Source organism: Streptomyces sp. NPDC050549 (genome assembly GCF_040655035.1).
Classification (GTDB): domain Bacteria; phylum Actinomycetota; class Actinomycetes; order Streptomycetales; family Streptomycetaceae; genus Streptomyces.
The window spans coordinates 48,723-61,620 of the sequence record NZ_JBFAJD010000009.1 but is presented as its reverse complement, the minus strand read 5'-3'; the positions used below and the strand labels follow the sequence as shown (position 1 = coordinate 61,620).

Genomic DNA, 12,898 nt, shown 5'->3' with positions numbered 1-12,898 from the left:
GGGCCGCGCGTGCCCTCCATGGGGCCGTCGGCGACGATGAGCTGGTTTCAGGAAGGGGAACGAGCATGGCGGCCATGAAGCCGCGGACGGGCGATGGCCCGCTCGAGGTGACCAAGGAGGGGCGGGGCATCGTCATGCGCGTTCCGCTCGAAGGCGGCGGTCGGCTCGTCGTCGAGCTGACCCCTGACGAGGCCGACGCCCTGGGCGACGCCCTCAAGAAGGTCGTCGGCTGACGCGGCGGAACGCGCCCATACCCCTTCAGCTGCCCCGGCATCCGAGATGGTGCCGGGGCAGCTGCTTTCCCGCGTTCCCAAGGCGTCCTACCGCTTGACCGCGCACAGCAGTCCGTCGCCCACCGGCAGCAGCGAGGGCACCAGCTCCGGGCTCTCGCGCACCGCCCGCAGCAGCTCGCGCAGCCGCAGCACCTCGGTCGGCTGCGGGCCCGAGTCCACGGTCCGGCCGTTGGCGAAGACACCCTCGAAGACCACCAGGCCACCCGGACGCAGCAGGCGCAACGATTCAGCGAGATAGTCCAGGAACTCCTGCCGGTCGCCGTCGCAGAACACCAGGTCGTAGCCGGCGTCCGCGAGCCGGGGCAGCACGTCCAGGGCGCGGCCCGGGATGAAGCGGGCCCGGTTGCTGGCGAAGCCGCAGGCGCGGAAGGCCTGGCGGGCGAACTGCTGGTGGTCCGGCTCCTGGTCGACGGTGGTCAGTACCCCGTCCGGCCGCATGCCGTGGAGAAGATGCATCCCGGACACGCCGGTCCCGGTACCGATCTCCGCCACCGCCTTCGCGTCCACGGTGGCGGCCAGCATCCGCAGCGCGGCGCCCGTGCCGGGCGACACCGAGCGCAGCCCTGCCTCGCGGGCCCGGTCCCGGGCCCAGCGCAGTGCTTCGTCCTCGGCGACATAGGCGTCGGCGAACGCCCAGCTCGTCTGCCGGTTGCCGGTAATGACCCTCTCCTGTCCCCGTGGTTGCCTGGGCGTGACTGTATCCGTTGGTGCCGGGAACCTGCTGATGGGACCGGGCGTTTAGAGGGGGAGGAATGCACTGGGGGACGCGGCCGGAGGGGAGAGCGGGGGATGAGGATGGATCAGGACGTCGAGCAGCGGCGGGAGCAGGGGACCGGGCATCGGCTCGTACCGCCGGAAGGTCGGTATGAGCGTGTATCAAATTCTCGTAAAACCCCTTATCCGGAGCTAACGGGCGAGGTGGCTATGGTAGGGACTCCACTGGACACCACCAGAGCCGACAGGGGAGGTGCGGCTGTACCTGTGGATCGGGGAGGAGTGCTCCGGCGCTTTCTCGGATCGGCGGGCAGGCCGAAATCCGTGAACGACACCGCTGCTGACCACAGCCACGCCGCTGACCATGCCCAGACCGCGACCTTCTCCACCGACGCGGACGGGCAGGCGTGGACTCCGCCCACCTGGGAGGAGATCGTCAGCACCCACAGCGGCCGTGTGTACCGGCTCGCGTACCGCCTGACGGGGAACCAGCACGACGCCGAGGACCTCACACAGGAGGTCTTCGTCCGGGTCTTCCGTTCCCTGTCGACCTACACGCCCGGCACCTTCGAGGGCTGGCTGCACCGCATCACCACCAACCTCTTCCTGGACATGGTCCGCCGCAAGCAGCGCATCCGCTTCGACGCGCTCGGGGAGGACGCGGCCGAGCGCCTGCCCAGCCGCGAGCCTTCGCCCCAGCAGGTCTTCAACGACGCGCACTTCGACGCCGACGTCCAGCAGGCCCTCGACACCCTCGCCCCCGAGTTCCGGGCGGCCGTCGTCCTGTGCGACATCGAGGGCCTCTCGTACGAGGAGATCGCCGCGACCCTGGGCGTCAAGCTCGGCACGGTCCGGTCCCGGATCCACCGTGGCCGCTCCCAGCTGCGCAAGGCCCTCGCACACCGTTCGCCGGAAGCACGGGCCGAGCGCCGTTCCTTCGTGGCGCGTGTGCCCGCGCTGGGGGGAGGGGGCGCGTCCGCGTGAGTGGATCACGTCCTACGCCTGCGGAGCAGCATCTGGGAGACCGACTTTCCGCCCTGGTGGACGGGGAGCTCGGTCATGAGTCGCGCGATCGCGTACTGGCGCACCTGGCCACCTGTACGAAGTGCAAGGCCGAGGCCGACGCGCAGCGCCGACTGAAGAACGTGTTCGCGGAAATGGCCCCACCGCCCCCCTCCGAGAGCTTCCTGGCCCGCCTCCAGGGACTCCCCGGGGGAGACGGTGACTCGGACGCCGAGGAGCCACCCGGCGGGGGACTCTTCGCCGGAGCCGGCTTCTTCGGCGTGAAAAGAGACGGCCCGCTCGACGCGTTCGAGTTCGGCTACGTGCCCGCGGGCCCGCACGCCGCGACAGCCCTGACCCCGTCGTCCGCACCGGCCCGCGAGGGCTTCCGCATCCATGACGTCAGCCGGCACGACACCGACCGCTCCGCCTCGCGCGGAATGCGGTTCGCGTTCGTCGCCGCCGGCGCGGTCTCACTGGCCGCGATCGCCCTGGGCGGGGTGGCCACGGTCACGCCGGGCGACACCGCGGCCGAGGCGAGGGGCGGCGCGGGAGTGACCCCGGCCCGCACGCAGGGCACGGGCGCCGCGCCCGCCGACTCCGGGCGCCGCCGTGGCGTCGGGCCCCTGCTCGCCCAGGGCACGAGCCAGCGGTCGATGCTCGGTGACACCCCGATGGCCCCGACCTCCGTCTCCGCGCCGCTGCTGCCCGGGGTGCCGTCCCCGGCGGCCGTCCGGGGCGACGACGAGGTCATGCACACGCTGACCGCGCCCGTAGTGGCCGGTGCGGCGGTCATGTCCCCGCTGATACGCCCGCTCAGCACGAACCCGCCGGTCGCCCTCACCTCGTGGTCCACGGCCCCCGATGTCATGGCCCCCGGCCTGCTGCGCGCACCCGACGCCACCTCTTCCCCCACTCCAGCCCCCTCCGCCTCCTCCCGCCCCCTCCGCTGACCGGCCCCTGCACCGCACCCCGCCGACCTGGTTGAATCCGGGGAGTACGGGGTGGCACGGCGGGCGGTGGGGAGCACATGGACGAGGGGACACCGAAACCGAAGTGGTGGGGTCGAGGGCGCGCGGCGACGCCTGCTGCGGGCGGGGGCGGCGGTAGCGGTCATATCGGTGTGGGCGCGAGCGCTGAAGTCGCTTCTCCCGACGGGGACTTCGAGCGGGAGCGGCCCGTGCAGGCGTCCGGTGACGCCCCACAGGCCCTCGCAACGGCCTCCGGCGCTCCTGTCCCGCCGGCCCCCTCAGCGGCTGCCGGCACCCCCGTCCCACTTGACGCCACCCCCACGCCCGTTCCCGACCCCTGGCACCGCTACGACCCCTGGGCACCCCCGCCACTGATCGCCCCCCTCCAGCAGACCGGTGCGGCAGCCCCCACCCACCAGCAGCGTCGCAACCGCACCCGGAAACTCCTCGTCGTCTCCGGGCTGGTGCTCGCCCTGGTCTCCGGCGGCGTCGGAGGCGTCGTAGGGGCGTATCTGGAGCGGGACGGTGTCGGCGGTGGAGACGTCGTCCTGCCGCAGGCCGGTGCGGAGGACGGTGGGCGGGCGGCCGGGAGCGTGGCCGGGATCGCCGCTCGGGCGCTGCCCAGTGTGGTGACGCTGCATGTGACCGGTGACGAGGAGTCGGGGACCGGTACCGGGATCGTGCTGGACACGCGGGGGCACATCCTCACCAACAACCATGTCGTGCAGCCGGCCGGCGCCGACGGCGAGATATCCGTGAGCTTCAGCGGGGGACAGACCGCCAGGGCGAAGGTCGTCGGGCACGACACCGGGTACGACCTCGCCGTAGTGCAGGTGAGCCGGGTGCGCGGGCTCAGGCCGATGCCCCTCGGCAACTCCGACAACGTGCGGGTCGGCGACCCCGTCGTGGCGATCGGCGCGCCCTTCGACCTCGACAACACCGTGACCGCCGGGATCATCAGCGCCAAGGACCGGCCCATCACCGCAGGCGGCGACGCGGCGGACGGGAGCGACGTCTCGTACGTGGACGCCCTGCAGACCGACGCGCCCATCAACCCGGGCAACTCCGGCGGGCCGCTGCTCGACGCCCAGGGGCGGGTCGTGGGGATCAACTCGGCGATCCGGTCCGCCGACGACGGGACCGACACGGGCGACGGCCAGGCCGGTTCGATCGGGCTCGGCTTCGCCATCCCCGTCAACCAGGCCAAGCGCGTCGCCGAGGAACTGATCAACACCGGGAGGGCCACCCACCCGGTCATCGGCATCACCCTCGACATGGACTACACCGGGGACGGAGCCCGCGTCGCGGCCAAGGGCAGTGGCGGCGGCCCCGCCGTCACCGCCGGCGGCCCCGGTGCCAGGGCCGGGCTCAAGGCGGGCGACATCATCACCGAGGTCGACGGCGAGCGCGTCCACTCGGGCGACGAACTCATCGTCAGGACCCGCGCCCACCGCCCCGGCGACCACCTGCGCCTGACTCTCCGGCGGGAAGGCAAGGACATGACCGTGTCGCTCGCTCTGGGCTCCTCGACCGGCGATTGACAGAAACGTCACAGGCGAGAGCCCCGCGCCCCGTCCCACTAGGCAAACAACCCGGAAAACCGGTCCCGTACACCCACTCGTAGCCCACGGGACAGTACCGGTCGGGTGGGATGGCCGGGTACCGTGGACCCGGCCCGGACCACGGAAGACCCGCACAGCCACCGAGGGCCGAGGACCGAGGACATCGCAAGGAGCTTCAGGTGTTCAATGACATAGGACCGCTAGAGCTGGTGACGATCATTGTCCTCGCCGTGCTCGTCTTCGGTCCGGACAAGCTCCCGAAGGTCATCCAGGACGTCATGCGGACGATCCGGAAGATCCGAGAGTTCTCGGAGAGCGCCAAGGCGGACATCCGCGAGGAACTGGGCCCGGACTTCAAGGACTTCGACTTCGAGGACCTCAACCCCAAGACGTTCCTGCGCAAGCAGCTGGACAACGACGAGCTGGGGCTCAAGGAGATCCGCAACGGCTTCGACCTGAAGAAGGAGATGGCCGAGGTCACGGAGGCGGTGCAGAGCGCCGACACTCCGAGTTCGCCGTCCGCTTCCGGTGGCCGTATCGACATGACCAAGAAGCCCGAGGACCCCGAGAAGGACGAGCGCCCGCCCTTCGACGCGGATGCCACCTGATCCTCCGGCGCGGCTCCCGCAGCGCTTCCCACGTGACGCGTTTCATACGTTTGCCACGCCCTCGTACGGCCTGAACACGGCCTCCGCACGCCTCACGCGCCGGGCGCTTTCCGGGCTGTCTCGCACGAGGTGGCTATGCTGCCGAGTTGTTGTGCGGACCGGGCGAGTCGCCCGAAGGGGGGCGGGCCGCCCCGGTCCGACGAGAGCGAGGAGGCGTCCGGCATGGAGACGACGAGTCGGGTAGGCGCGCAGGCGCCGGCCGCGGAGGGCGGACAACAGGTCCCCTCCGCCCGGCGCACGGTCGACGGCTACCTGCTGGCGCCCTTCCCGTGGTACGGCCTCGACGAGGCCTTCACGGGGCCGCGCTGGCTGATGCAGGTGGGCATGGCGGCGGACGGTGCCGTCGAGCACGGTTCGATCGGGCACGGCGACGAGCCCTCCGTACGCAACGAAGGCACGGAGGACAAGGAGAAGTTCGCGGTGGTCGTCACCGTCGCGGGCAACCCCGCACGGCGCACGGCCGACGGCACGGGTCTCCTGGAGGCCACCTCGGTGTCCTCGGCTGCCTGGCTCGCCGGTGTCGGACTGCTGTCCTTCACCTGGCCCGGCCAGATGGACCACACCCTGCGCGACGACTGGCTGGAGCAGCAGACCGAGACGGCCTGGGTACTGGCCGACGACCTCGCGGGCGACGCCTGGTCGACCCTGTCCCTGCCGGTGGACGGTGTCCCGACGCCCTTCCACTACCGCGAGTCCGAGTTCGGCTGGGTACTGGCCGGGTCGACCCAGGCGGGGGTCCACGTGGGGGCCTACGGCCGGGGCATGAGCGCCTACGGGCTCGGCTTCGCCATGATCAAGGACATCGCGACGTACGCCCAGTAGCTGCTACGACGATGGGGGCGCCGTCTCACCGGACGGCGCCCCCATCGTCGTAGGAAGAGCTCTAGAACTTGTTCTTGGGAGTGATCCCGAGTGACAGTCCCGAAAGGCCCCGCTGCCGTCCCCCGAGCTTCCCCGCGATCGCCCGCAGGGCCGCGCCCGCCGGGGAGTCGGGGTCGGTCAGGACCACCGGCTTGCCGTCGTCGCCGCCCTCGCGGAGGCGGACGTCGATCGGGATGGAGCCGAGGACGGGGACCGAGGCGCCCGTCGTGCGGGTCAGGCCGTCGGCGACCGACTGGCCGCCGCCGGTGCCGAAGACGTCGACCATCTCGCCGCAGTGCGGGCAGGGCAGGCCCGCCATGTTCTCGACGACGCCGACGATCTTCTGGTGGGTCTGTACGGCGATGGAGCCCGCCCGCTCGGCGACCTCGGCCGCCGCCTGCTGAGGGGTCGTCACGACGAGGATCTCGGCGTTCGGGACGAGCTGCGCGACCGAGATCGCGATGTCGCCCGTGCCCGGCGGGAGGTCGAGGAGCAGCACGTCCAGGTCGCCCCAGTACACGTCCGCCAGGAACTGCTGGAGCGCCCGGTGGAGCATCGGGCCGCGCCACACGACCGGGGCGTTGCCCGGGGTGAACATGCCGATGGAGATGACCTTCACGCCGTGCGCGGACGGCGGCATGATCATGTTCTCGACCTGGGTGGGAGTGCCGTCGGCGCCCAGCATGCGCGGCACGCTGTGGCCGTAGATGTCGGCGTCGACGACCCCGACCTTGAGACCGTCGGCCGCCATTGCCGCCGCGAGGTTCACCGTCACCGAGGACTTGCCGACGCCACCCTTGCCGGAGGCGACCGCGTAGACGCGGGTGAGGGAGCCGGGCTTGGCGAAGGGGACCTCGCGCTCGGCCGTGCCACCGCGCAGGGCGGTCGCGAGTTCCTTGCGCTGCTCGTCGCTCATCACGTCGAGGGTCACGTCGACGCCGGTGACGCCCTCGACACCCAGGACCGCCTCCGTCACGCGCTGCGTGATCGTCTCGCGCATGGGGCAGCCGGAGACCGTCAGGTACACGGTGACCGCGACCGCTCCGTCCGCACCGATCTCCACCGACTTGACCATCCCCAGTTCGGTGATGGGTCGGTGGATCTCGGGGTCGTTCACCGTCGACAGTGCTTCACGCACCGCGTCTTCCGTAGCCATGGGTCGATGGTACGGCGCCGACCGGTCCCTTCGGCCAGCCCGTCAGCGGTCGTCTGCGTCACGCACCGCAGACCGTTCTGCCGGGAATACGACATGCCCGTCGTGCCGCACGTCCAGTTCCTTCACCAGGTCCTGCAGCTCGGAGCGGATCCAGTCCCGGGTCGCCACCTCGCCGAGACCGATGCGCAGGGCGGCGATCTCGCGGGTGAGGTACTCGGTGTCGGCGATCGACCGCTCGTTCTGCTTGCGGTCCTGTTCGAGGTTGACCCGGTCGCGGTCGTCCTGCCGGTTCTGCGCGAGCAGGATCAGCGGGGCGGCGTAGGAGGCCTGGAGGGACAGCATCAGGGTGAGGAAGATGAACGGGTAGTTGTCGAACCGCAGATCACCGGGCGCGAAGATGTTCCACAGCACCCAGACGATGATGACGATCGTCATCCAGACGATGAACCGTCCGGTGCCCAGGAAGCGGGCGATCCGTTCCGACAGCCGTCCGAAGGCCTCCGGGTCGTACTCGGGCAGCAGCCTGCGCCGGGGCGGCCGCGGCTGGTCGAGCCGGGTCCGCGACCGGGTGGTGGCGGTCGCGCCCGCCGGTGTCCGCTCACGCGTGGTCTCGCGCTCAGGAGTCATGAGCCGCCACCTCCTCTGTCCCTGCCTCGTTCTCGTCCTCGTCCAGGTGGAATTCCGTCTCCCGCCAGTCCTCGGGAAGCATGTGGTCCAGTACGTCGTCCACGGTCACCGCGCCGAGCAGCGACCCGGTCTCGTCGACCACCGGCGCCGCGACCATGTCGTACGTCGCGAAGAACCCGGCGATGAGCTGCAACGAGGCGTTCGGGTCCAGAGGTTGCAGATCGTCGTCGATGATCGCGCTGACCAGGGTGTACGGCGGGTCGCGCAGCAGCCGTTGGAAGTGGACGGTGCCGAGGTACTTGCCGGTGGGGGTGTCGTCGGGCGGGCGGCACACATAGACCTGGGCGGCGAGGGCGGGGGAGAGGTCGGCGTTGCGGACCCGGGCGAGCGCGTCGGCGACGGTCGCGTCCGGTCGCAGGACGATCGGCTCGGTCGTCATGAGGCCGCCCGCGGTGTGCTCCTCGTAGGACATCAGGCGGCGGACGTCGGCCGCTTCGGAGGGCTCCATCAGGTTCAGCAGCCGCTCCTGGTCCTCCTCGGGCAGCTCGCCGAGCAGGTCGGCCGCGTCGTCCGGGTCCATCGCCTCCAGGACGTCCGCCGCGCGCTCCTCCTTCAGCTTGCCGAGGATCTCGATCTGGTCGTCCTCCGGGAGCTCTTCGAGGACGTCGGCGAGGCGGTCGTCGTCGAGGGCGGCGGCGACCTCGGCCCGGCGCTTGGGGGAGAGGTGGTGCAGAACGTTGGCGAGGTCGGCCGGGCGCAGCTGCTCGAAGGTGGCCAGGAGGCTCTCCGCGCCCTGTCCCTGCTCCTCGAGGGAGAACCCGGTGACGGCGGACCACTCCACGGTCAGCGTCTCGCCCTTGGCCCTTCTGAAGGCTCCGCCGGGCCTGCCCTTGCGGACGAAGACCCGGTCGATCTCCCAGTCCCGGCGGGCCGGCAGCTGCTGCACCGCCAGGTCGAGAACGGTGACCTCCTCGCCGGTCTCCACGAGGGTGACGCGCCGGTCGAGGAGTTCGCCGAACACGAGCCGTTCGGTGGGCCGTTGCTCGAAGCGGCGGACGTTGAGCACGCCGGTGGTGACGACCTGGCCGGACTCGATGCCGGTGACCCGGGTCATGGGGAGGAAGATGCGGCGCCGGGTGGAGAGTTCGACGACCAGGCCGAGCAGGCGCGGGGGCTTTTGGCCGACGCGCAGCATGACGACGAGATCGCGGACGCGGCCCACCTGGTCGCCGTTGGGATCGAAGACGGCGACACCGGAGAGGTGCGAGACGAAGACCCTGGGGGCGCCCCCTGCCATGGCCGCACCTCCCTTTCTTTTGCTGGTTTCCGGATGTTCCGATTTGCCCGCTCGGACGGGCTTCAGGCTAGCCCGTCCGATTGCGATCCGCGCAGGTGGGCGGTCCGGAGGGACCCGCTCCGCCACCGTGTGGCGACCCCGGTACGCTGCCGTACGCCATCGCCGCCCTCCGCACGAAAGGCCCCCCACCTGTGACTGCGATTCCCCCGGTCCGAAACCGTCGTGCGGCGCTGCTCGGCGCGGTCTGTGCCCTGGTCGTGACGGGCACGGGACTGACGGGCTGCAGTGAGGATCCGGACGCGGGGACCAACGGGATCGGCAAGCTGGCCGCCGACAAGATCCAGTCGAAGTCGGTGACGGCCGCGGGCGCCGCCGACGCCGTACGGCTGTCCGGGACCGTCGTCACCAGTGGGCGGACGTACAAGCTCGACATGCGGCTGAAGTCCGACGGCGGCAGCGGCTCGGTCACCTCCCAGGGGTCGACGTTCGGGCTGCTGCGGGTCGGCGAGCAGCTGTATCTGAAGGCCGACGCGGACTTCTGGAACAGCAACGGGGACTCGGGCGTCGGCGACTCGCTGCACGGCAAGTACGTGAAGGTGCCGCAGGGCGACCCCTCGTACAAGAAGTTCAGTGGTTTCACGGACAAGGACGTCCTCCTCTCCAGTCTGCTGACCCTGCACGGTTCACTCGCGACGGACGGACACCACGACCAGAACGGCGTCCGCACGATCCGCATCACCGGCGACGACGGCTCCGGCGGCACCCTCGACGTGTCCCTGGAGGGCAAGCCGTATCCGCTCCGGCTGGTCCGCGCGGGCGGCGCGGGCACCCTGACCTTCTCGGACTGGGGCAAGAGCTTCGCCGTGACGGAACCCGCGGACGACGACACTGTCGACTACGGCAAGCAACTGCCGTCTTCCTAGCGGTGGTTACCGCCGTTTGCGTTTCTTCAGCAGCAGGCGCGGCAGCGCGGCCGGGGCCGGCTGACGGGTCGTCGCGGGAGAGGGCAGCGGAGGTTCCGCCAGCGAACCCTCGGGCAACTCGCCCGTGGCGCCCGTCGGTTCGAGCCGCAGCACCCGGCACTCGCGCGCCCAGCGCTCCGTCATCGCCTCGCCGTCGGGCGCGTTGAGCCGCTTGCCCTTCAGCTCGCCGACGGTGGCGGTCCAGGCCTCCGAGCCCGGCGCCAGTTCCACGACCTTCGCCGTCCATACGACCAGCCGGCCGCCCTTGTCCTTGCTGCGGACCGTGACCTCGGCGCCGCCGCCGTCGGTCAGCCCCGGCAGCGGCTGCTCGCCCGGACCGTCACCGACCAGACAGGCCGCGCCCTCGTGCCAGACGTGCCACAGGGCACGGGCCGGTACGCCCGGACCGTTGACCCAGACGAGACCGGACTTCTTCGTGGCCTCCTCGACGAGGGCCTGGTCGAGCAGCTCGCTGCTAGTCATGGGCTCAGCCTATCCAGGCCGCTCACAGCCAGCCGTTGCGCTTCAGCGTGCGGTGGATCGCCAGACAGACCGTCACCGTGAAGGCGAGCACCACCGGATACCCGTACCGCGCGTGCAGCTCCGGCATGTGCTCGAAGTTCATGCCGTATACACCGGTCACCATCGTCGGTACGGCGATGATCGCGGCCCACGCGGTGATCTTCCGCATGTCCTCGTTCTGGGCGACGGACGCCTGCGCGAGGTTGGCCTGGAGGATCGAGTTCAGCAGCTCGTCGAAGCCGATGACCTGCTCCTGGACCCGGGCGAGGTGGTCGGCGACATCGCGGAAGTACTTCTGGATGTCGGGGTCGATCAGCCGCATCGGCCGCTCGCTCAGCAGCTGCATGGGACGCAGCAGCGGCGACACCGCGCGCTTGAACTCCAGTACCTCGCGCTTGAGTTGGTAGATCCGCGCCGAGTCGACACCGCGCGAGACCCCGCCCTTGCGGCCAGGCGTGAACACCTCGGTCTCGACCTCGTCGATGTCGTCCTGCACCGCGTCCGCGACCGCGACATAGCCGTCGACGACGTGGTCGGCGATCGCGTGCAGCACCGCCGAGGGACCGCGGGCGAGCAGCTCGGGGTCGTCCTGCAGCCGGTGCCGCAGCGCCCGCAGCGAACCCTGGCCGCCGTGCCGGACGGTGATGAAGAAGTCCCGCCCGGTGAAGCACATGACCTCGCCGGTCTCCACCACCTCGCTGTTGGCGGTGAGCTGGTCGTGCTCGACGTAGTGGATGGTCTTGAAGACAGTGAACAGGGAGTCGTCGTAGCGCTCCAGCTTGGGCCGCTGGTGGGCCTGCACCGCGTCCTCGACGGCGAGCGGGTGGAGTCCGAACTCCCCGGCGATACCGGCGAATTCGGCCTCGGTCGGCTCGTGCAGCCCGATCCACACGAAGCCGCCGTCGCGCCTCACCTGGCGCATCGCCTCGTGCGGGGTGAGCGGCTTGCCGGTGTCGACGCGGGCTCCGTCGCGGTAGACGGCGCAGTCGACGACGGCCGACGGGGTGCCGGGGTCACGCGTGGTGTCGTACGCGCCGCCGTCCTTGCGCAGGGAGGGGCGGGACGGGCGGACCACGGCACGCAGGTCGCGGATCATCGACATGGCGGGCTCCTTCGCGACGAGCAACGAAAGGCGCCAACGACGGTTGGAACTGACCGGAATGGGGACGTCCTGTGTGCGGATGTTTGGCACGTCCACAAAGCGGGGAGCACCGCACCGTCGCGGTGGCGAGTTTCGCTACTGATACAGGCACTGACTTCGGAACAGACAGATCGAACAGATCAGGCAGATCAGGAAAAGGAAACGAAGTGCTCTTCCGCGACAGTGAAGAAGTGCGAGCGGCGGCAGCCGGCTGGAGGGGCTAGAGCCAGAGCGACGACATCAGCGGCCGGAAGAGCGGGTGGTACTGCCAGGTCGACTTCGGTCCATTGCAGCCCCACCTCCTCCGGCCGGTCCCCCGTAGGGGAGTCTCAACGGCGTCGGACTTGATCGCGACTCCCCCAGTGCCCAAAGCCTGGGAGGTACCCCCATCTGCGTGCTGCCCGAACGACCGGCCCAGAGTATCAGCAGGCCGAAGTGTCAAGGCGCTGCTTTGCCCGGTACTGACGAGTTCTATGCTCCCCGCATGGTTGATGTTCTTGCTCTGGTCGAGGCACGGTTGCGCACCGCGCTGGGCGAACCGGACGCGCGCGCGGCGGTCACCTTCCTGGGCACGGACCGCGTCGAGGTACTGCGTTTCCAGGACACCGGTCAGGAGGGCGGCATCGTCCGCTACGCCACGCTCGGCATGTCCGCACAGCCCATGAGCGACCCCACGGCGATGCTCGCCGACCCGGTCGCGGGCCCCCGCGCGGAGCTGGTCCTGTCCGTGCGCGGCGGCCTCGCCGACACCGACAAGGTGCTCCGCCCGCTCGCTGTACTCGCCGCGTCCCCGCAGGTCGAGGGCGTGGTCGTGGCCCCCGGCGCCTCGCTCGACGTGGGCGAGCCGCTGTGGCCCGGCGCCCCCTTCACCTCGGTGCTGGTCGCCGAGCCGGGCGGTCTGGTCGAGGACCTGGAACTCGACGCGCTCCTCGACCCGGTCCGCTTCCTGCCGCTGCTCCCGATGACCCCGAACGAGGCCGCCTGGAAACGCGTCCACGGCGCCCAGGCCCTCCAGGAGCGCTGGCTGACGAACGGGACGGACCTGCGGGATCCGTCCCGCACATCCGTCCCGCTCGACTGACAGCCGGAGTGAGCAAGCTCACCAACGGCGGCCGGGATTCG

Annotated in this window: 14 protein-coding genes; 8 read left to right on the top strand and 6 right to left on the bottom strand. The window is 70.7% G+C overall.

Translation table 11 applies throughout. The annotated features are described in order from the left end of the window. Window positions 1–65 precede the first annotated feature (65 nt). Entirely contained in the window at window positions 66–233 is a 168-nt protein-coding gene (locus AB0I51_RS15625) for a DUF3117 domain-containing protein (protein ID WP_003966491.1), read from the top strand. An 87-nt stretch (window positions 234–320) separates the two neighbouring features. Here the strand turns inward: AB0I51_RS15625 and AB0I51_RS15620 are convergent, their stop codons facing one another. After that, window positions 321–1,019, bottom strand: coding sequence for an O-methyltransferase (locus tag AB0I51_RS15620; RefSeq protein ID WP_362975611.1), 699 nt, complete (start codon window positions 1,017–1,019; stop codon window positions 321–323). Window positions 1,020–1,217: 198 nt separating this feature from the next. Between AB0I51_RS15620 and sigE the strand changes: the two genes are divergently transcribed. The 5 genes from sigE (at window position 1,218) to AB0I51_RS15595 (ending at window position 6,032) form a co-directional block, all read left to right on the top strand. Then, window positions 1,218–1,991: an RNA polymerase sigma factor SigE gene (sigE, locus tag AB0I51_RS15615; RefSeq protein ID WP_235029434.1), complete on the top strand. Its 774-nt coding sequence runs from the start codon at window positions 1,218–1,220 to the stop codon at window positions 1,989–1,991. Then, complete coding sequence (locus AB0I51_RS15610) at window positions 1,988–2,962, top strand: zf-HC2 domain-containing protein (protein ID WP_362975257.1); 975 nt, start codon at window positions 1,988–1,990, stop codon at window positions 2,960–2,962. The genes sigE and AB0I51_RS15610 overlap by 4 nt, the downstream gene beginning before the upstream one ends. A 77-nt stretch (window positions 2,963–3,039) precedes the next feature. Further along, entirely contained in the window at window positions 3,040–4,521 is a 1,482-nt protein-coding gene (locus AB0I51_RS15605; RefSeq protein WP_362975255.1) for a trypsin-like peptidase domain-containing protein, read from the top strand. Between the two features lie 200 nt (window positions 4,522–4,721). Further along, a complete protein-coding gene (locus AB0I51_RS15600; RefSeq protein ID WP_362975253.1) occupies window positions 4,722–5,150 on the top strand; it encodes a sec-independent translocase in 429 nt (142 codons plus the stop codon). 222 nt (window positions 5,151–5,372) lie between these two features. Further along, on the top strand, window positions 5,373–6,032 hold the full coding sequence (locus AB0I51_RS15595) for a hypothetical protein (RefSeq protein ID WP_362975251.1): 660 nt from the start codon (window positions 5,373–5,375) through the stop codon (window positions 6,030–6,032). A gap of 61 nt (window positions 6,033–6,093) precedes the next feature. On the opposite strand, the gene AB0I51_RS15590 is transcribed toward AB0I51_RS15595, so the two are convergent. Genes AB0I51_RS15590 through AB0I51_RS15580 form a run of 3 tightly spaced genes read right to left on the bottom strand, consistent with a single transcriptional unit; the run spans window position 6,094 to window position 9,151 of the window. After that, on the bottom strand, window positions 6,094–7,227 hold the full coding sequence (locus AB0I51_RS15590; protein ID WP_362975249.1) for an Mrp/NBP35 family ATP-binding protein: 1,134 nt from the start codon (window positions 7,225–7,227) through the stop codon (window positions 6,094–6,096). A 42-nt stretch (window positions 7,228–7,269) separates the two neighbouring features. Continuing rightward, window positions 7,270–7,854 (bottom strand): DUF1003 domain-containing protein, encoded by a 585-nt coding sequence (locus AB0I51_RS15585; protein WP_362975247.1) that lies wholly within the window; start codon window positions 7,852–7,854, stop codon window positions 7,270–7,272. Next, the gene (locus AB0I51_RS15580) at window positions 7,844–9,151 is read right to left on the bottom strand and encodes a CBS domain-containing protein (protein WP_362975245.1); all 1,308 of its coding nucleotides are present in this window, start codon (window positions 9,149–9,151) and stop codon (window positions 7,844–7,846) included. The genes AB0I51_RS15585 and AB0I51_RS15580 overlap by 11 nt, the downstream gene beginning before the upstream one ends. A 191-nt stretch (window positions 9,152–9,342) precedes the next feature. On the opposite strand from AB0I51_RS15580, the gene AB0I51_RS15575 reads away from it, so the two are divergent. Continuing rightward, entirely contained in the window at window positions 9,343–10,074 is a 732-nt protein-coding gene (locus AB0I51_RS15575; RefSeq protein ID WP_362975243.1) for a hypothetical protein, read from the top strand. Window positions 10,075–10,080: 6 nt separating this feature from the next. On the opposite strand, the gene AB0I51_RS15570 is transcribed toward AB0I51_RS15575, so the two are convergent. Together AB0I51_RS15570 and AB0I51_RS15565 are read right to left on the bottom strand one after the other, a co-directional pair. Beyond that, on the bottom strand, window positions 10,081–10,596 hold the full coding sequence (locus tag AB0I51_RS15570; RefSeq protein ID WP_362975241.1) for a hypothetical protein: 516 nt from the start codon (window positions 10,594–10,596) through the stop codon (window positions 10,081–10,083). 22 nt (window positions 10,597–10,618) lie between these two features. Continuing rightward, window positions 10,619–11,737, bottom strand: coding sequence for a magnesium and cobalt transport protein CorA (locus tag AB0I51_RS15565; RefSeq protein WP_362975239.1), 1,119 nt, complete (start codon window positions 11,735–11,737; stop codon window positions 10,619–10,621). 523 nt (window positions 11,738–12,260) lie between these two features. On the opposite strand from AB0I51_RS15565, the gene AB0I51_RS15560 reads away from it, so the two are divergent. Continuing rightward, window positions 12,261–12,857: a suppressor of fused domain protein gene (locus AB0I51_RS15560; RefSeq protein ID WP_362975237.1), complete on the top strand. Its 597-nt coding sequence runs from the start codon at window positions 12,261–12,263 to the stop codon at window positions 12,855–12,857. The last annotated feature ends 41 nt before the right edge of the window (window positions 12,858–12,898 follow it).